This is a genomic window from Geodermatophilus sp. SMS 5-13 (genome assembly GCF_059428245.1).
Window position 1 is genome coordinate 3,534,886 of sequence record NZ_CP165729.1, and the last position, 17,235, is coordinate 3,552,120.

The 17,235-nt window shown below is 73.5% G+C and carries 15 protein-coding genes; all 15 read right to left on the bottom strand.

The features are described from left to right. Positions 1 to 57: 57 nt before the first annotated feature. Positions 58 to 1,305 carry an ABC transporter substrate-binding protein gene (locus AB3388_RS17090; RefSeq protein WP_495406503.1) on the bottom strand — a complete coding sequence of 416 codons (1,248 nt, stop codon included), beginning with the start codon at positions 1,303 to 1,305 and terminating at the stop codon, positions 58 to 60. A 178-nt stretch (positions 1,306 to 1,483) separates the two neighbouring features. After that, positions 1,484 to 2,335, bottom strand: a complete 852-nt coding sequence (locus tag AB3388_RS17095) for an alpha/beta fold hydrolase (protein WP_495406504.1) — start codon at positions 2,333 to 2,335, stop codon at positions 1,484 to 1,486. 35 nt (positions 2,336 to 2,370) lie between these two features. Beyond that, entirely contained in the window at positions 2,371 to 3,153 is a 783-nt protein-coding gene (locus AB3388_RS17100) for an ABC transporter ATP-binding protein (RefSeq protein WP_495406505.1), read from the bottom strand. Next, the gene (locus tag AB3388_RS17105) at positions 3,146 to 3,916 is read right to left on the bottom strand and encodes an ABC transporter ATP-binding protein (RefSeq protein ID WP_495406506.1); all 771 of its coding nucleotides are present in this window, start codon (positions 3,914 to 3,916) and stop codon (positions 3,146 to 3,148) included. Before AB3388_RS17105 ends, AB3388_RS17100 begins: the two co-directional genes overlap by 8 nt. Next, a complete protein-coding gene (locus AB3388_RS17110; protein ID WP_495406507.1) occupies positions 3,909 to 5,933 on the bottom strand; it encodes an ABC transporter permease in 2,025 nt (674 codons plus the stop codon). The genes AB3388_RS17105 and AB3388_RS17110 overlap by 8 nt, the downstream gene beginning before the upstream one ends. A 146-nt stretch (positions 5,934 to 6,079) precedes the next feature. Then, a complete protein-coding gene (locus AB3388_RS17115) occupies positions 6,080 to 7,459 on the bottom strand; it encodes a 4-hydroxyphenylacetate 3-hydroxylase N-terminal domain-containing protein (RefSeq protein ID WP_495406508.1) in 1,380 nt (459 codons plus the stop codon). 439 nt (positions 7,460 to 7,898) lie between these two features. Continuing rightward, complete coding sequence (locus tag AB3388_RS17120) at positions 7,899 to 9,302, bottom strand: 4-hydroxyphenylacetate 3-hydroxylase N-terminal domain-containing protein (protein WP_495406509.1); 1,404 nt, start codon at positions 9,300 to 9,302, stop codon at positions 7,899 to 7,901. Beyond that, positions 9,289 to 10,092: an enoyl-CoA hydratase gene (locus tag AB3388_RS17125; protein WP_495406510.1), complete on the bottom strand. Its 804-nt coding sequence runs from the start codon at positions 10,090 to 10,092 to the stop codon at positions 9,289 to 9,291. Before AB3388_RS17125 ends, AB3388_RS17120 begins: the two co-directional genes overlap by 14 nt. After that, positions 10,092 to 10,856, bottom strand: coding sequence for a crotonase/enoyl-CoA hydratase family protein (locus AB3388_RS17130; RefSeq protein ID WP_495406511.1), 765 nt, complete (start codon positions 10,854 to 10,856; stop codon positions 10,092 to 10,094). Before AB3388_RS17130 ends, AB3388_RS17125 begins: the two co-directional genes overlap by 1 nt. A gap of 32 nt (positions 10,857 to 10,888) precedes the next feature. After that, complete coding sequence (locus tag AB3388_RS17135; RefSeq protein ID WP_495406512.1) at positions 10,889 to 12,007, bottom strand: acyl-CoA dehydrogenase family protein; 1,119 nt, start codon at positions 12,005 to 12,007, stop codon at positions 10,889 to 10,891. Continuing rightward, the gene (locus AB3388_RS17140) at positions 12,007 to 12,783 is read right to left on the bottom strand and encodes an SDR family NAD(P)-dependent oxidoreductase (RefSeq protein ID WP_495406513.1); all 777 of its coding nucleotides are present in this window, start codon (positions 12,781 to 12,783) and stop codon (positions 12,007 to 12,009) included. The genes AB3388_RS17135 and AB3388_RS17140 overlap by 1 nt, the downstream gene beginning before the upstream one ends. Further along, the gene (locus AB3388_RS17145; RefSeq protein WP_495406514.1) at positions 12,776 to 13,957 is read right to left on the bottom strand and encodes an acyl-CoA dehydrogenase family protein; all 1,182 of its coding nucleotides are present in this window, start codon (positions 13,955 to 13,957) and stop codon (positions 12,776 to 12,778) included. The genes AB3388_RS17140 and AB3388_RS17145 overlap by 8 nt, the downstream gene beginning before the upstream one ends. A 27-nt stretch (positions 13,958 to 13,984) precedes the next feature. After that, on the bottom strand, positions 13,985 to 14,851 hold the full coding sequence (locus tag AB3388_RS17150) for an enoyl-CoA hydratase/isomerase family protein (protein WP_495406515.1): 867 nt from the start codon (positions 14,849 to 14,851) through the stop codon (positions 13,985 to 13,987). Positions 14,852 to 14,862: 11 nt separating this feature from the next. Next, positions 14,863 to 16,101, bottom strand: coding sequence for an acyl-CoA dehydrogenase family protein (locus tag AB3388_RS17155; RefSeq protein WP_495406516.1), 1,239 nt, complete (start codon positions 16,099 to 16,101; stop codon positions 14,863 to 14,865). After that, the gene (locus AB3388_RS17160; RefSeq protein ID WP_495406517.1) at positions 16,098 to 17,228 is read right to left on the bottom strand and encodes an acyl-CoA dehydrogenase family protein; all 1,131 of its coding nucleotides are present in this window, start codon (positions 17,226 to 17,228) and stop codon (positions 16,098 to 16,100) included. The genes AB3388_RS17155 and AB3388_RS17160 overlap by 4 nt, the downstream gene beginning before the upstream one ends. Positions 17,229 to 17,235: the final 7 nt, after the last annotated feature.

Sequence of the window (17,235 nt, forward strand, 5' to 3'; positions counted from 1 at the left end):
GCGGGAAACGGGCGGTCCCCGGGACCGGCGGAGTGCCGGCCCCGGGGACCATTCGGGTCAGCCGCTGATCGCGCGCTCGGCGACCGACGTGTCGAGGTCGATGAAGCCGCCCTCGTTGACCGGGGCAAGGGTGCCGTCGTCCTGGACCTGGAAGAAGATCGCCTGGTGGCTGCAGGCGCCGGGCCGGCCGGGCCACTGCTCCCCGTCGCAGGTCACCTTCGGGCCCAGGTAGGTCTGGAAGTCCTTGACCGCCTGCATCGCCGTGTTCACCGAGTCCGCGGTGATGTCACCGTCGATGCCGGAGAGGATGTTCGCCAGGTTGATGATCCCGGCGAACGAGTACAGCGAACGGGCGCTCTGCTCGTCCTCGTAGCCGACCGCCTTCATGGCCTCGGCGAACTCGTCGAGCTGCTTCTGCACACCCTCCGGCGCGTTGTCCCGTGACAGGGGCACCCAGAGCCGCGGCTGCACGATGGCGCCCTCGGCGTCACCGCCCAGCTCGTCGATGAACTGGGAGCACGAGCCCATGAACGTCGTGCCCTCGAAGCCGGCCTGCTTGATCGCCTGGATCAGCCCGGTGCAGGCCTCCTCGGGCAGCGCGATGACGCCGGCGACGTCGGGGTCGCTGGCCAGCTCGGTCTGCGCCAGCACCTGGTAGTTCAGGTTGTCGACGGTCGTGTAGACGCCGGTCACGTCGACGCCGAGCTCGCCGCCCAGCGGCTTGACCAGCGCGTCGACGTAGCCGTGGGACGACGGCGCGTCCGTGACGGCGAGCGCGGCGGTCTTGGCGCCGTCGTTGGCCAGCGCCGTCACCATGCCCAGCGCGCTGGTCTCCAGCGGGCCGGAGAAGTAGTAGGCGGTGCCGTACGGGGCCGCCTCGGCGACGCCCTGGCCGGCCAGCTCCCCGACGATCGGGACCTTCGCCTCGGACAGGATCGGCACCATCGCGCCGATGCTCGTGCCGTCGTAGGCGTCGAAGACGACGGGGGCGTCGCTGGTCACGAAGTGGTTGGCGCAGCTGACGCCGGTCTCGGGCGTGCCGTCGCCGGAGCAGACGTCCAGGTCCAGCGGCCGGCCGTTGATGCCGCCCAGCTTGTTGTTGACGTACCACTCGGCGGCCTCGGCGCCGTAGGTGCTCTGCGGGTAGGCCACCGCGCCGGTGTCCAGGGACTGCACACCGATGGTGAGCGGGTCGCCCTCGAGGCCACCGCTGCTGTCGGCGCTCGCTTCCGGCTTGCTGCACGCCGAGGCGAGGAGCAGCACGGCGGCGGCCGCGGCTCCGGCGCCTGTCGTGAATCGCTTCATGGATGACTTCCTTCGAGTCGGTGGGAGCGCTGCGGTCGATGCCCGGCGCCAACCTCAGTGGTTGACGTCACAGTCGGAAGCTTGCTCGAAAGTGACGCTGACGTCAATGGTCGATGTGGACCGTGTCCGGCCCGTGATCCGGAACCGTCCGGGCCGCCGTCCGAGCCCCGCGCCCGGGTCAGCCGGCGAGGGCCGACGGCGCGGCTCCGGGGTCGCCGAGGCCGCCCTCGAGCGCGCGGCGGAGGTCGCCGAGCGCGGCCAGCAGGCAGCCGGTGAAGGCGGCCCCCTGGTCGAGCATCAGGTGGTGGTGGGCCCCGGCCACGGTGTACTGCGGCACCGGCCGGCCCCATCGCCGGGCGAGGACGACGGCGGCATCCTCCCCCACCAGCGAGCTGTGCTCGCCGCGGACGACGGCGACCGGGCACCGCACCCCCGCAAGCCCGTCGGTGAGCCCCTCGGGCCGCGCGACGACGTCCCAGATCGCCGGGTCGACCTTCCAGGCCCAGCCGCCGGCCACCGCGCGCAGCGAGCGGGCCGCGACGTAGTCGAGGACGGTCCGGTCGGCCACCGGTTGCGGCGGCTCCAGGCGGAACCGGGCCACGGCCTCGTCCACCGACGGGTACACCCGGGTGGTGCGCGGCCGCACCGCGACCTCGGCCGGGCGGTCCGGTGGCTCGACGATGGAGTCGGCGAGCACCAGCGCCGCGACCGAGTCCGGCGAGCGGGCGGCGGCGCCGGCCGCCACGAGGCCGCCGATGCTGTGACCCGCCACGAGCGCCCGGCCGCCGCAGACGCCGTCGACGACCGCCAGCACCTCCTCGGCCCAGCCGGCCATCGAGTAGCTCGCGCGCCGGCCGCTGTCCCCGTGCCCGGAGAGGTCGACGGCGACCACGTCGAACTCGCCGCGCAGCGCCGGGACGGTGGAGTGCCACCAGCCGGCGTGCGCGGACGTGCCGTGCACCAGCACGAGCGACAGCCCGCGAGCGGACGGCCACCGCTCCCACGCCACGCGGGTGCCGTCGATCGGCACGGTCCCCCGCTCGGCCGGCGCTACCGGCGCGCGGCTCAGGAGACGAAGACGCCGGCCTCGGCGTCGGTGTCGGCGAACTCGTCGGCGCCGAAGTAGGCCGCCTCGACCTGCTCCCGGCGGTTCAGCAGGTCGCGGGCGCCGCCCTGCAGCACCACGCGCCCGTGGTTGAGGATGATGCCCCGGTCGGCCACGGACAGCGCCAGCTCGATGTGCTGCTCGACGAGCACGACGCCGATGCCCTCCTCCTTCGCCAGGTCGCGGATCGAGGGCAGCATCTCCTGGACGATCTTCGGCGCCAGGCCCAGGCTCATCTCGTCGATCATCAGCACCTTCGGCCGGCCGAGCAGCGCCTTGGCGATGGTGAGCATCTGCTGCTCACCGCCCGAGCACAGCCCGACCTTGCGGCCGAGCAGGCGGCGCAGGGCGGGGAACCGGTCGAGCACCGCCTCCTCGCGCCCGGGGTCGGCCTTGCGGGAGGCCAGCCGGAAGTGGTCGCGCACCGTGAGGCCGTAGAAGACGCCGCGGTCGTCGGGCACCAGCAGCACGCCGCGGCGGGCCAGCTTGTGCGGCCGCTTGGCGTCCACCGCGGCGCCGAGCGCGGTCACCGAGCCGGACATCAGCGGCACGAGGCCGACCATCGCCAGCAGCGACGTCGTCTTGCCGGCGCCGTTGGGCCCGAGCATCGCGACCACCTCGCCGGGGGCGAGGTCGAAGCTGAGCTCGCGGATGGCCGGCACCCGGTTGTAGCCGGCGGTCAGCCCCTGGACGCTGAGCACCGGCTCGGCGGGCGGGGTCGTGGGGCGGGCGGTCTCAGACATCGGCGGTCTCCATGGGGACTCCGAGATAGGCGGCGACGACGGCCGGGTCGGTCCGGGCGGCGTCCGGCTTGCCGGAGAAGATCAGCTTGCCGAACTCGAGCACGTAGACGACGTCGCAGACGCCGAGCACGAGGGACATGTCGTGGTCGATGAGCAGGATCCCGGGGCCCTGCTCGGCGATGCTGCGCACGCGGGTGGCGAACTCGAGGCTCTCGTGCGAGTCGAGGCCCGCCGCGGGCTCGTCGAGCAGCAGCAGCTCGCAGCGGCCGGCCAGCGCCCGCGCGACGCCGACCAGCTTCTGCTGGCCCAGGGTCAGGTCGCGGGCGAGGGTGCCGGCGACGCCCTCGAGGCCGACGGCGGCCAGGGCCCGGGTGACGACCTCGCCGCCGGCACGGCCGCGACGGCCGAACACGTCGCGCCAGAGCGCGGCCACACCGCCCGGCCGGGCCGCCACGAGGATGTTCTCGGCGACGGTGAGGTTGCCGAACAGCTCCCCCGACTGCCAGGTGCGGGTCAGGCCGATCTCGCGGCGCTTGTGTGGCGCGAACCCGTCGATCCGCCGACCGCCCAGCCACACCTCGCCCGAGCAGCCGGTGAAGCCGGTCACGGCGTCGACGAAGGTGGTCTTGCCTGCGCCGTTGGGGCCGATCAGGCCCACCACCTGCCCCGGCTCGACGGTCAGCGAGACGTCGGAGTTGGCGACCACGCCGCCGTAGCGGACCGTCAGCCGCTCGGTGCGCAGCCCTGCAGAGTGCTCAGACACCGGTCGTCATCCTCGGGGTCTCGACGGGACGGGCGGTCTCGGCGGCCGAGGCCGCCGCTGGTCGGTCCGGCTCGGCCCGTCGCCCGCCGCGCAGCTTGCGCGAGAGCCACTCGACCTGGTGGCGGGTCTCCCCCGCGATGCCGGACGGGTTGAGGATCGCCGTGGTGATCAGGCCGATGCCGGTGATCAGCGCGTAGGCGTTGCCGAGGTCGAACCACTGGTGCAGGGCGGTGTAGACCAGCCCCAGCGGGCCGAGGACGCCGGCGACGAGGGCGCCACCGAACGAGGTGATGCCGCCGAGGTAGGCGACGGCGAGGATCGTCAGGCCCACGACCACCGAGAACGACTCCGCCGACAGCTGGCCCTGGCTGTAGCCGATGAGGCAGCCGGCGATGCCCGCGATGAAGGCCGAGAGGCCGAAGCCGATCAGCTTCGTGCGGCGGACGTCGATGCCGGCGGAGGCGGCCGCGCGCTCGTTGGCCCGCACGGCCAGGAACGCCCGCCCGGTGTCGCCCCGGCCGATCCGCACGAAGAGCAGGACGACGAGGACGAGGACGACGAGGACCATCAGCGAGAACGACAACCGGGAGAGGTCCCGACCGGACCGGACGGCGAAGTCCAGGCCGAAGAGGGTCGGGCGGCCGATCGGGTTCCCGGTGGCCGGCGTGAGGCTGTAGTTGTCGAACACGAACCGCTCGATCGCCAGCGCCGCGGCGATCGTGACGATCGCCAGCTGCACCCCGCGGATCCGGAAGGCGGGAAGCGCGACCAGCATGCCCAGGACGGCGGCCACCAGCGCGCAAGCCAGGATCGCCAGCGGGAAGGGCACGTCCCACGCGGTCGTGAGCTTGGAGAGGGTGAAGCCGGCCGCCCCGGCGAACGCCGACTGGGCCAGCGAGATCTGCCCGAGGAACCCGGTGATCACCACGTAGGACAGCGCCAGCATCGCCACGATCAGCGAGGTGGTCAGGCCGAACCGGTAGGTCGGGTTGAAGAACACCAGGCAGAGCACCGCCGCCGCGATCAGCGCGGCCGCCTTCCACGGGACGATCCGCGGGATCACCACGTCGGGCAGCCGCACCATCTGCAGGGTGCCGCGGGCGGGCAGCCGCTTGCCGAAGGCGAAGAGGATCACCATGACGACCAGGAAGGGCAGCACCTGGTCCAGGCCGGACTGCGCCCACGTCGGCCACCAGCTGCGGGTCGACAGCAGCGAGAGCTCGGACTGGAAGATGCCCAGCGCCAGCGCGCCGGCGACGCCGAGCCAGATCGACTCGAGCTTGGCGACCAGGACGACGGCGAGGGCCGGCACGACCAGCAGGGTGTAGTTGGTCGGGCTCAGGCCGGTGAGGACGCCGCCGAGCATGACCGCCACGGTGCTGACCAGCGTGCCCATGACGAGGGCGATCAGCGCCAGCCGGTCGGCCGAGAAGCCCATGAGGACGGCGCCGCGCTCGTTCTCCGCGGCGGCGCGGGTGGCCCGGCCGCTGTGGGTGAACCGCAGGTAGGCCCAGACGAGCGCGGCCAGCACGACCATGATCGCGGCCATCACCAGCTCGCGGACCGGCAGCTCGAGGCCGCCCAGCGCGAGGTTGCCGTCGGGCAGGAAGTTGTCGACGTGCAGGCTGTTGGGGCCGAAGCGGATGACCGCCAGCGCCTGCAGCGTGACCATCAGGCCGATGGAGACCACGACCTGGGCCAGGGCCGGCGCCCGCCGCACCGGGCGGAACACCAGGTAGTGCGCGATCACGCCGAGCAGGAACGCGTTGACCAGCCCGATGAGCAGGGACAGCGCGACGCCGGGCGGCTCCGGGAAGTACAGCGTGCCGATCGGGAGGATCAGCGAGCCGTCGTCCATCAGGCGGGCGAACACGTAGGCGCCCCACATCGCCATCGCGCCCTGCGCGAAGTTGATGATCCCGGTGGCCCGGTACACGAGCAGCAGGCCCGTCGAGAGGCCGACGTACACCGCGCCCAGCCCCAGTCCGAGCGCGGCGAATTCGATCAGGGTGGTCATCGGGAACTCCGAGATTCGGCGGGGCTCAGGAACATGTGGTTGACGTCACAGTCAGGTATGTGGGCGCTCGTTGTCAAGCACCCGTCGGCGCGGCGGGTTCCGCCGGCCGGGGAGCCGGCCGCGCGGTCGCGCGGCCGGCCCTCGGATCAGTCGCCGGCGAGGCCGGCGGCCTTGAGCGCGAGGGACTTCGCGCGGGTGATGTCGTAGTGCCGCCGGGTGACCAGTCGCTGGGCGAACATGCCGCCACCGGACTGCAGGTTGGTCACGTGGTGCCAGCCGCCGTAGGCGTCGGCGGTGGTGTCGCGGATGGCGTGGAACAGCTTGGTGCGGTACTCGCCGCTGACGCCGTCCCCGGTCGACATGTACTTCTCGAGGTAGGGCCGCAGCGTCTCGTTGTCGAAGTCGGACATCGACGGGGCGGTCAGGACGGCGCCGCCGGCGATGTCGTGCAGGTGGCGGACCATCACGCTGAACTCGGCCGCACCCTGGAACTTCGTGACGTTGGTGTACATGTCGTCCGGGTAGTAGTAGCCCTCCGGCGTGGCGTGCGCGTGCAGCAGCGCCGCCTCCAGGCCCGCCCGCAGCAGCGTGGCGTGGATCATCATCAGGTCGATCTTCTCGCGGACGTGGCTGATCTTCGCCGTCCCGTTGGCCTCGGCGATCAGCTGGGCCAGGCCCACCAGCTCGTCGGCCTGCTCGACCATGAACGCGGTGCCGCCGAGGCGCTCCCACAGGCCCAGCGAGTGGGCGAAGACGGCGGCCTGCGCGGCCTGCCCGTCGAGGAAGACGCGCTCGTTCGGCACGAAGACGTCGTCGAAGATGACCATGCTGTCCGGCACGCTCTCGCGCGAGCTGGTCGGGTGGTCGCGCTCGTCGCGGCCGTAGGGGTGGTACGACGTGTTGGTCACGTGCACGCCGGGGGCGTTGACCGGGACGGCGGCGCAGATCGCCCAGTCCTCCTCGCCCGGCTTCATGTTCTTGGTCGGCATGACCATGAGGTCGTGGCCGAGGGCGGCCGCGCTGATGTGCAGCTTGGCGCCGCGGATGACCACGCCGTCCGGACCGCGGTCGACCACCCGCACGTAGGAGTCGGGGTCGTCCTGGGCGGCGGGGTGCTTGCTGCGGTTGCCCTTGGCGTCGGTGATGCACTCGGTGATGCGGATGTCGCGGCGCTTGGCGTCCTCGACGTAGGCGTGGATGCGCTCGACGTACTGCGGGGCCACCGGCTCGATCCGCGGCGCGGCTACCAGCAGCGTCATCAGCGACTGGTAGGTGACGTTGAGCAGCAGGTCCATCTCGAGCAGGACCGGGATCTTGTCCCGGAGCTCCTCGGGGCTGCGCGGCGCGTCGATGAGCGGGTTCACGGCGCCCGGCTCGGCGGAGTAGTGCTTGTCGTAGGCGGCAGCGGCGACCTCCATGGGCACGCCCAGCGCCGGCTCCGTGGCGAAGTCCTCGATCAGGCGGCCGGCGAAGTAGACCTTCCGGCCGTCCTTGAGCGAGTCCTTGTACTCCTGTCCGGTCAGCATCCGCGGACACTCCTGTCGGTCTCGAAGAAGGGGTCGGCGACGTCCGGAGTGAGCTTGACGTCGGAGTCACATTTGCAGTGGCACGAGTCACTGTCAAGGGACCGAGGGCGTTTTTCGTCGTCCCGTCGCGGCCGTTCCCGGGCATGCCGGAGGCCGCCGGGAGCGGGTGCTCCCGACGGCCTCCGGTGGGTGCTGGGCCCCCTGCCCACGCCGACCGGCGAGGCTGTGCGCTCAGGCCGGGTTTCTCGCCGCAGAACCCGGCCTCGGCGCACGCCGTCAACTGCGGCGCGCCCGACGATGTGCGCCCGCGGCGCACCTTCGTCGGGGGAATGCGCCGTTCACGTGCGCTCTCGCCAGGGGGTTGACTTCGACGGGCATGCCGGAGGCCGCCGGGAGCGGGTGCTCCCGGCGGCCTCCGATGCAGTGCTGTTCCCGGCCCTCAGATGCCGTGGCTGGGGCCGTGCGCGCCGTCCGCGAGGCCGGCCACGACCAGCGCCGAGTGCTTGGCGGCGTCCATGTCGTAGTGCTTGCGGGTGACGATGCGCTGGGCGTAGAGCCCGCCGCCGGCCTGGACGTTCGTGACCTGCTTCCAGCCGCCGTAGGAGTCGGCGGTCAGGTCGCGGATCGCGTGGAACAGCCGGGTGCGGTACTCGCCGTCGACGTCGGCGCCGGTGGACATGTACTTCTTCGCCAGCGGCCCGACCTCGGGGTTCTCCAGGTCCAGCAGGGACGGCGCGGTGACCACCGCGGCGCCGGCGATGTCGTGCAGGTGGCGGACCATGAGGTTGTAGCTGGCCGCGCCGGTGTACTTGCCGGCGTTCGTGTAGAGCTCGTTCGGGAAGACCGCGCCGAACACCCCCGTCTCCGCGTGCGTGAGCGCCGCCTCGAGGCAGGCGCGCACCACGGTGGCGTGGATGATCATCTCGGAGATCTTCTCCTTGACGTGGCCCACCCGCGTCAGGCCGTTGGCCTCGGCGATCAGCTGGGCCAGGCCCACCATCACGTCGGCGCCGTCGGCCATCGAGGTGAGCCCGCCGAGCCGTTCCCACAGGCCCAGCGAGTGCGCGAACACCGCGGCGTGCTCCACCTCGCCGTCCAGGAAGACCCGCTCGTTGGGCACGAAGACGTCGTCGAAGATGACGAAGCCCTCCGGGAAGGACTCCAGGCCCGAGACCGGGAAGTGCCGGGGGTCGGGGTGCCGGGGCGCGTACGTGGTGTTGATGATCTTCACGCCGGGCGCGTTGACCGGGATCATCGCCGCGACCGCGTAGTCCTCCTCCCCCGGCTTCATGGCCTTGGTGGGGATGGTCATCAGCTCGTGGCCGAAGCTGGCCGCGGTGATGTGCAGCTTCGCGCCGCGCAGCACGATGCCGTCCGAGGTGCGGTCGACCACCCGGACGTAGGCGTCGGGGTCGTGCTGGCGCGCGGGCGGCAGCGACCGGTCGCCCTTGGCGTCGGTGATGCACTGGGTGATCCGGATGTCGCTGTGCTGCGCCGACTTGGTGAACGCGTCGATCCGCTCGACGTACTGCGGGCCGGCCGTGGCCAGCCGCCCGGCGGCGGTCGCCAGCGTCATGATCGACGTGTAGTTGACGTGCGCCATCATCCCTGCGCTGTGCACCAGCTCGACCTTGTGCCGCAGCTCGTCGGCCGTCCGCGGGATGCCGCTGACCGGGTTGACGCCGTCCACGGCCCGCTCGGCGAGCCAGTCGTAGCCGTCGGCCACGTTCTGCACGACCTGGCCGAGGACGGGGTGACCGGGGAGGTCCTTGACCCGCTCGCCCTCGAAGTAGGTCGCGCGCCCGTCGTCGAGCGTCGCCTTGTACTGCTCACCTGTCAGCACGGGATTCTCCTCCGCTGGTCTGGGCCCGGCCGCGGGCGAGGACGCCCGCCCGGCGGTTCTCCACCTCGGCCGGGTCGAACCCGGCCATCCACTCCTTGGAGGTGCGGGCCTCGACCTCGAGGCCCTCCCCCACGAGCTCGCGCTCGATGTCCTTGTACGAGCGCAGCAGCCGGCGCACGCCCGGCTGGTCGTTGCCGACGATCGACGCCGCGACCGCACGGGCCGCCGGCAGCAGCTGCTCGTGCGGGACGACCTCGGTCACCAGGCCGGTGCGCAGCGCCTGCTCGGCGGAGAGGTAGTCGCCGGTCAGGCTCATCCGCCGGGCCGTCCCCCGCCCGACGGCGAGCGGCAGCAGGACCGACAGCCCCCAGCCGGGGAGCACGCCGACCCGGGCGTGGGTGTCGGCGAACCGGGCCCGCTCCGAGGCGACGAGGATGTCGCAGTTGAGCGCCAGCTCCAGGCCCCCGGTGACGGCCACGCCGTTGATCGCGCCGATCACCGGCTTGGACAGCGGCGCCCACGGGAACCACGACGGGACGCCGTCCTCCCGCGACCCCGCGGAGAGGTTGTCCGCGGAGCTGCCGAGCTGCTTGAGGTCCAGGCCGGCGCAGAACGCCGGGTCGGCGCCGGTGAGGATCACCACGTCGACGGCGTCGTCGTCCTCCAGCTCGCGCATCGCCGAGCGCAGCGCGGCGATGAGCTCGGCCGAGAGCGCGTTGCGCGACTGCGGCCGGTTGAGCGTGACCGTCGCGACGCGGTCGGCCGTCTCGACGAGCAGGACGTCGCTCATCAGCGGCCCTGCCAGACCGGCGGGCGCTTCTCGGCGAAGGCGGTGGCGCCCTCCCGCGCGTCGGCCGACGTCGCGACCGGGCGGGCGATGGCGTCCTGCTTGCTCCACGCCTCGTCCTCGGCCCAGTCCTTGGACTCGACGATGATCCGCTTGCTGGCGATCAGCGAGAGCGGGCCGTTGGCGGCGATCTCCCCGGCCAGCTGCAGCGCGGCGTCGAGCGCCTGCCCGTTCGGCACCAGCCGGTTGACCAGGCCGAAGTCGTGCATCCGCGGCGCCGGCACGTGGTTGCCGAGCAGCGCCAGCTCCATCGCCGCGTGGTACGGGATGCGGCGCGGCAGCCGCAGCAGCCCGCCGCCGGCGGCGACCAGGCTGCGCTTGACCTCGGGGATGCCGAACGACGCGCCCTCGGCGGCGACGATCAGGTCGCAGGCGAGCACGATCTCGAAGCCGCCGGCCAGCGCGTAGCCCTCGACGGCGGCGATCAGCGGCTTGGCCGGCGGGCGCTCGACCAGGCCCGCGAAGCCGCGGCCCTCGATCACCGGGTGCTCGCCGCGGACGAACGCCTTGAGGTCCATCCCGGCGCAGAACGTGCCGCCGGTGCCGGTGATGACACCGACGCGCAGGTGCGGGCTCTCGTCGAGCCGCTCCATCGCCTCGGCGACCGCGGTCGCCAGCGCCTCGTTGACCGCGTTGCGGGCCTCGGGGCGGTTGAGGGAGACGACGAGCACGCCGTCCCGCTCCTCGGTGAGCACCTCGTCGCTCATGGGACTCCTTCGTCCGGGGGTGGGGGGGTTTGTCAGTCGAGGACGGCGGCGGCGAGCCGCTCGGCCGCGGCGGCGCGGCCGCCGAGCAGCGCGGCGTCGCTGACGGCGCGCTTGTAGTACAGGTGGGCCGCGTGCTCCCAGGTGAAGCCGATGCCGCCGTGCACCTGCACGGTGCTCTTGGCCACCCGCAGGTAGGCCTCGGCGGTCACGACGGAGGCCAGGTCGGCGGCCACCCGGGTGTCGTCGGTGCCGGCGTCGGCGGCCCAGGCGGCGTGGTACGCGGCCGACCGGGCGTGCTCGACCTCGACCAGCATGTCGGCGCACCGGTGCTTGACCCCCTGGAAGGAGCCGATCGCCCGGCCGAACTGCAGCCGGGTCTTCGCGTACTCGACGGAGAGGTCGAGCAGCCGCTGCGCCCCGCCGACCGCCTCCGCGGCCAGGACGACGGCGCCGACATCGCGCGCCCCGGCCACCGCGGCGCTCGCCTGGCCCGGCTCCCCCACCGCGCGGACGGAGACCCCGTCGTAGCGCAGCCGCGCCTGCCGGCGGGTGAGGTCGAGGCCGGACTGCGGTTCCCGCGTGAGGCCCTCGGCGCCGCCGTCGACGGCGAACAGGCCGGTCTCCGTGTCGGTGGTGGCGAGCACGAGCACGGTGTCGGCCGCGCCGCCGTCGAGCACGTGGGCCTGCTCGCCGGTGAGCCGCCAGCCGGCGTCGTTCTTCGCGGCCCGCACCGTCGGCTGGGCCGGCGCCCAGGCGCCGCGGTCGTCGGTGGCGGCCAGCGCCACCACCGCCTCGCCCTCGGCGATCGCCGGCAGCAGCTCCTTGGCCACGCCGTCGTCGCCGGCCAGCCGCAGCGCGGTCGCCGCCAGGGCGACGGTGCTGATCAGCGGCGCCGGGGCGACCGCGCGGCCGAACTCCTCGGCGACGATCGCGAGGTCGACCAGGCCGGCCCCGGCCCCGCCGAGCTCCTCGGGGACGGCGAGGCCGAGCAGGCCGACGTCCCGGCCGAGGCGCCGCCACACCTCGCGGTCGAAGCCCTCGGCGGTCTCCATGAGCCGGCGCACCTCGGGCTCGCCGAAGCGCTCGGTGCAGAACTCGCGGGCGACGGCCCGCAGGTCGCGCTGCTCGGGGGTGAACTCGAACTCGACCATCAGAAGGTCCCTCCATCGACGACGATCCGCTGGTCGTTGACGTATGCGCCCTCGGGCCCGACGAGGAAGCGGACGGCGCGGGCGACGTCCTCGGGGGCGCAGACGCGGCCGAAGGGCGAGTCGTCGTCGAGCTCGCGGATGTCGTCGACGCTGCGGGTCGCCCGGGCCAGCCGGCGGCCCATCTCGGTGTCGGTCAGGCCGGGGGCGACGATGTTGACGTGGACGCCGTGGCGGCGCTCCTCCTGGGCCAGCGTGTGCGCCAGCGCCTCGACCGCGGCCTTGCCCATGTTGTAGGGCGCCCCGTTCGCGTGCCAGGTGTGCGCGGCGATGCTGCTGACGAACACCACGTCGGACCGCTCGGCCCGGCGCAGGTGCGGCAGCGCCGCCCGCACCAACTGGTGCGGGCCGATCGCGTGCACCGCGAGCACCCAGGACAGCTCCTCGACGGTGGTCTCGGCGACCGGGTTGCCCCGGCTGGCGACGCCGGCGTTGCTGACCACGATGTCGAGCCCGCCGAAGCGCTCGACCGCGGTGGCCACCGCCGCCTCCGACGACGCGGGGTCGTCGACGTGCGACTCGATCGCGACCGCGGTCGCGCCCTCGCCGGCGAGCTTGTCGACCAGCGCCTCGGCGGCCTCGCGGTCGCGCCGGTAGGTGAGGACGACCGCGGCGCCGGAGAGCGCCAGCTCGGTGCTGATCGCGGCGCCGATGCCGCGCCCGCCGCCGGTGACGAGGGCGACGCGGCCGGCCAGCGGCCCGGTGGACGGCTCAGCCACGGGGCACCTCGCTCCACGGCTTGCCGGTGTCGACGCGGACGTCGCCGGGCAGGCCCAGCAGCCGCTCCCCCAGGATGTTGCGCAGCACCTCGGAGGTGCCGCCCTCGATCGTGTTGGCCCGGCTGCGCAGGAACCGGCGCTGCAGGTCCTCCCCGTCGACCGCCGGTGGGGCGCCGTCCGGGCCGGTCTCGTACCCGCTGTAGAGCGAGGCCTCGACGCCGAGCAGGTCCATGCAGAACTCGTAGACGGCCTGGTTGAGCTCGGCACCGACCAGCTTGCTGATGCTGCCCTCCGGGCCGATCTTCTCGCCGCCCTCGACCCGCTGCCGGTCGCCGGTGAGGCGGGCGGCGTCGGCGGTGGCGAACAGGTGGACCAGCCGGTCGCGCAAGGCGGGGGTGCGCAGGTCGGGCCGCTCGCGCCAGAGCCGCAGCGCCGAGCCGATCGAGCCGGACCCGCGCACGCTGGACCCGCCTCCGATGGCGTTGCGCTCGTTCATCAGCGTGGTCATCGCGACCCGCCAGCCCTCGCCCACCTCGCCGAGCCGGTGGCTGTCGGGGATCCGCGCGTCGCGCAGGTACACCTCGTTGAACTCCGCCTCGCCGGTCATCTGGCGCAGCGGGCGCACCTCGACCCCGGGGTCGGTCATGTCGAGCACGAAGTAGGTCAGCCCGCGGTGCTTGGGCTGCTCCGGGTCGGTGCGGGCCAGCAGCAGGGCGCGGCGCGCCCTGTGCGCCGAGCTGGTCCAGACCTTCTGGCCGTTGACGATCCAGGTGTCGCCGTCCAGCACCGCCCGGGTGGCGAGCCCGGCGAGGTCGGACCCGGCGCCCGGCTCGCTGAACAGCTGGCACCAGATGTCGTCGCAGACGTAGTCCGCCCGCAGCAGCTCGGCGGCCAGCTCCCGGGAGGCGTGCGCCATGACGGTCGGCCCGGCCATGCCGTAGCCCATCGGGTTGAGCCAGAACGGGTTTGGCCCGCCGGCGCCCTGCAGGATGCCGTCGGCGACGGCCTGCAGGCCCGGCGCGACGCCGAGCCCGCCGAAGCCCTCCGGGAAGTGCACCCAGGCCAGCCCGGCGTCGAAGCAGGCGCCGAGGAACTCCTTCTGCGGGGTGGTCGCCGGCGGATGCTCGGCGACCACCCGGCGGGCGGTCTCGGCGACGAGGTCGCGGTCGGTCACGGACACCCCTCTCAGGTGCGTGTCGGATCAGGAATCGAGGAAGTTGGGCGTGCGGCGCTCGCGGAAGGCCGTCGCGGCCTCCCGGTGGTCGCCGGTGAAGGAACTGAGGATCTGGTTGCGGTTCTCGATGTCGATGCCGGCCTGCAGGCTGTTGATCTCCAGCTGGCTCCACATGACCTCCTTGGTCATGCGGACGCCGAACGGCGAGTTGGCCAGCACCAGCCGCGCCGTCTCCAGGGCCGAGTCGAGGACCTCGTCGTCCGGCACGACCCGGGTGACCAGGCCGATGCGGTCGGCCTCGGCGGAGTCGATGATCCGGCCGGTGAGCAGCAGCTCGAAGGCGCGCGAGGCGCCGACCAGCCGCGGCAGCAGCCAGCTCACGCCGATGTCGCAGCCGGAGAGCCCGAGCCGGACGAACGCCACGTTGTAGCGGGACGACTCCGCGCCGATCCGCACGTCGGAGGCCAGTGCCAGCGCCAGGCCGCCGCCGGCCGCCGGGCCGTTGACCGCGGAGATGACCACCTGCGGCAGCGCCCGCAGCTTGGGCACCAGCGCGGCGATGTGCTTCTGCAGCGCCAGCCCGGTCTGCGGGGAGCGGGTGGCCCGGTCGGGGCCGCCCATGTCGAAGGCGGTGAGGTCCAGCCCGGCGCAGAACCCGCGCCCGGCGCCGGTCAGCACCAGCACCCGGATCGACGGGTCGAGGGCGAGGGCGTCGAGGACGGCGTGCAGCTCGCGCAGCAGGTCCGCGGAGAGCGCGTTGAGCCGCTCCGGCCGGTCCAGGGTCAGGACGACGACGCCGGGCTCGGGCGAGGCCAGCCGGATCGTCTCGGGGTCGGTCGGCAGCCCGGCGGGCAGCACGGCCTCCTGGTCGACGGACGTGGTGGTGGTGGTCACGCGGGTTCCTCTCAGCCTCGGGTGCGCTGGTTGAACGGGAGGTCCTTCTCGGGATCGGGGTCCTTCGGCAGCCCCAGCACGCGCTCGGCGATGATGTTGCGCTGGATCTCCGAGGTGCCCCCGGCGATGCTGGTCTGCTTCATCGTCAGGAAGTCGTACGCCGGCCCGGGCAGCCCGCTCTCCGCCGGCCAGCCCAGGACGCCGACCGGGTCGGCCTCGGCGGCCAGGACGCCGGCCTGCTCCTGCAGCCAGGAGCTGATCAGCTTGCGGATCGAGCCCTCGGCGCCCACCGGCCCGGTGCCGGTCTCGACGAACGCGCGCACGGTGGTCATCTGCAGCACCCGCTCCTCGACCAGGTAGGAAAGCAGCCGGTCGCGCAGCAGCGGGTCGGCCCAGGTGCCGGTGCGGGCGGCCAGCCGGGCGAGCTCCTCGCCCCTGCCCTCCCCGACGCCGGGCCGGCCGGAGAGGCCGTTGCGCTCCTGCATCAGCGTGGTGATGCCGACCGCCCAGCCGTTGTTCAGCCCGCCCAGCAGGGCGTCCTCGGGCAGGACGACGCCGTCGAGGAACACCTCGTTGAACTCCGCGTCGCCGTTCATCTGCCGCAGCGGCCGCGGCTGCACGCCGGGGGTGCGCATGTCGACGAGGAAGTAGGAGATGCCGCGGTGCTTGGGCTGCGCCGGGTCGGTGCGGGCCATGAGGATGCCCCAGTCGGCGAAGTGCGCGTAGGAGTTCCACACCTTCTGGCCGTTGACCAGCCAGGTGCCGTCCTCCTGCCGCTCCGCCCGGGTGGCCAGCGACGCGAGGTCGGAGCCCGCGCCGGGCTCGCTGAACAGCTGGCACCACTGCACCTCGCCGCGCCGGATCGGCGGCAGGAAGCGGCGCTTCTGCTCCTCGGTGCCGTGCGCCAGGATCGTCGGCCCGGTCAGGCCGCGGCCGATGAAGGCGGGGCTGTCGTGGTCGGCCGAGTAGCGCAGCAGCACGTCGGAGATCGCGCCGGCCTGCTCGGCGGACAGGCCCAGGCCGCCGTGCTCGCGCGGCCAGGACGGCGTGGCCAGGCCGGAGTCGCCGAGCAGCGCGAACCAGCCGCGCATCCCCTCGGCGTCGGCGCGGTGCGCGGCCACCGCCGCGCGGTCGCCGTCCAGCACCGCCTTGAGCCAGGCCGGGGGCAGGTTCTCGTGCAGCCAGCGCTCCGCGGCCGCCGCCACCTCCTCCTCCGACGCATCCGGGGACAGGTCGAGCAGGGCGGTCATGCCGGCACCTCCGCGAGCTCGGGCAGGACGACGGGGACGAGGGCGGCGCGGTGCTCGGCCGGGGAACCGGCCAGGGTCGCGTCGGCGCGGGCCCGCCGCAGGAACAGGTGGGCGTCGTGCTCCCAGGTGAAGCCGGTGCCGCCGTGCAGCTGGATGGTGTCCTTCGCCGTCTGCAGGAACGACTCCGAGCAGTAGCTGCCGGCCACGGCCGCGCCCATCGCGGCGTCGGCCGAGCCGGGCTCCTGCCAGGCCGCCCAGTACGCCGCCGAGCGGGACATCTCCAGGCGCACCGCCATGTCCGCGAGCCGGTGCTTGACGCCCTGGAAGGCGCCGATCGGCCGGCCGAAGGCCCGGCGGGTGCGGGCGTAGTCGGCGGTCAGGTCGACCAGCGTGCTCATCGCGCCGACCTGCTCGGCGGCGAGCAGCACGGCGGCGGCCCGCCGGACGTGCTCGAGCACCGCCGCTCCCCCGCCGTCCTCGCCGACCAGCCGGGCCGGGACGTCGTCCAGGTGCAGCCGGGCCATGGGCCGGGTGAGGTCGAGGGTGTCCAGCCGCTCGGCCTCGAACCCGCCGGCGTCGCGGTCGACGGCGTAGAGGGACAGCCCGCGCTCGTCCTGGGCGAGGACGAGCACCAGGTCGGCGTCCGCGCCGTCCAGCACCAGCTCCTTGACCCCGGAGAGCCGGACCTCGCCGCCGGACCCGGTGGCCCGGGCGGCGATGCTCGCCGGCCCCCACCGGCCGTCGCGCTCGACGACGGCGAGGGTCGCGGTGCGCTCGCCCTCGGCGAGCGACGGGAGGTGCTCGGCCTGGGCGGTCGCGTCACCCGACGCGATCAGCGCCTCGGCGGCGAGCACGCTCGACAGGAACGGCCCGCCGAGCAGCACCCGGCCCATCTCCTCGAGCACGATCGCGAGCTCCACCCAGGAGCCGCCGCTGCCCCCGTGCTCCTCCGGCACCGCGATGCCCTGCAGCCCGGCCTGCTGCGCCATCGCCGTCCACAGCTGCGGGTCGTGCCGGGTGCCGGCCTCGGCCAGCTCCCGGGCCTTCTCCAGCGGCGCGCGGTTGCGCAGCAGCTTCCGGGTGCTGGCCCGGAGGTCCTGCTGCTCCGGCGTCCAGGTGAACTCCATCGTTCGC

What these genes read in the sequence shown, in the direction of transcription:
- AB3388_RS17090 (WP_495406503.1), bottom strand. Translation starts at nt 1,305, where the DNA reads ATGAAGCGATTCACGACAGGCGCCGGAGCCGCGGCCGCCGCCGTGCTG.
- AB3388_RS17100 (WP_495406505.1), bottom strand. Translation starts at nt 3,153, where the DNA reads ATGTCTGAGACCGCCCGCCCCACGACCCCGCCCGCCGAGCCGGTGCTC.
- AB3388_RS17110 (WP_495406507.1), bottom strand. Translation starts at nt 5,933, where the DNA reads ATGACCACCCTGATCGAATTCGCCGCGCTCGGACTGGGGCTGGGCGCG.
- AB3388_RS17115 (WP_495406508.1), bottom strand. Translation starts at nt 7,459, where the DNA reads ATGCTGACCGGACAGGAGTACAAGGACTCGCTCAAGGACGGCCGGAAG.
- AB3388_RS17125 (WP_495406510.1), bottom strand. Translation starts at nt 10,092, where the DNA reads ATGAGCGACGTCCTGCTCGTCGAGACGGCCGACCGCGTCGCGACGGTC.
- AB3388_RS17130 (WP_495406511.1), bottom strand. Translation starts at nt 10,856, where the DNA reads ATGAGCGACGAGGTGCTCACCGAGGAGCGGGACGGCGTGCTCGTCGTC.
- AB3388_RS17135 (WP_495406512.1), bottom strand. Translation starts at nt 12,007, where the DNA reads ATGGTCGAGTTCGAGTTCACCCCCGAGCAGCGCGACCTGCGGGCCGTC.
- AB3388_RS17155 (WP_495406516.1), bottom strand. Translation starts at nt 16,101, where the DNA reads ATGACCGCCCTGCTCGACCTGTCCCCGGATGCGTCGGAGGAGGAGGTG.
- AB3388_RS17160 (WP_495406517.1), bottom strand. Translation starts at nt 17,228, where the DNA reads ATGGAGTTCACCTGGACGCCGGAGCAGCAGGACCTCCGGGCCAGCACC.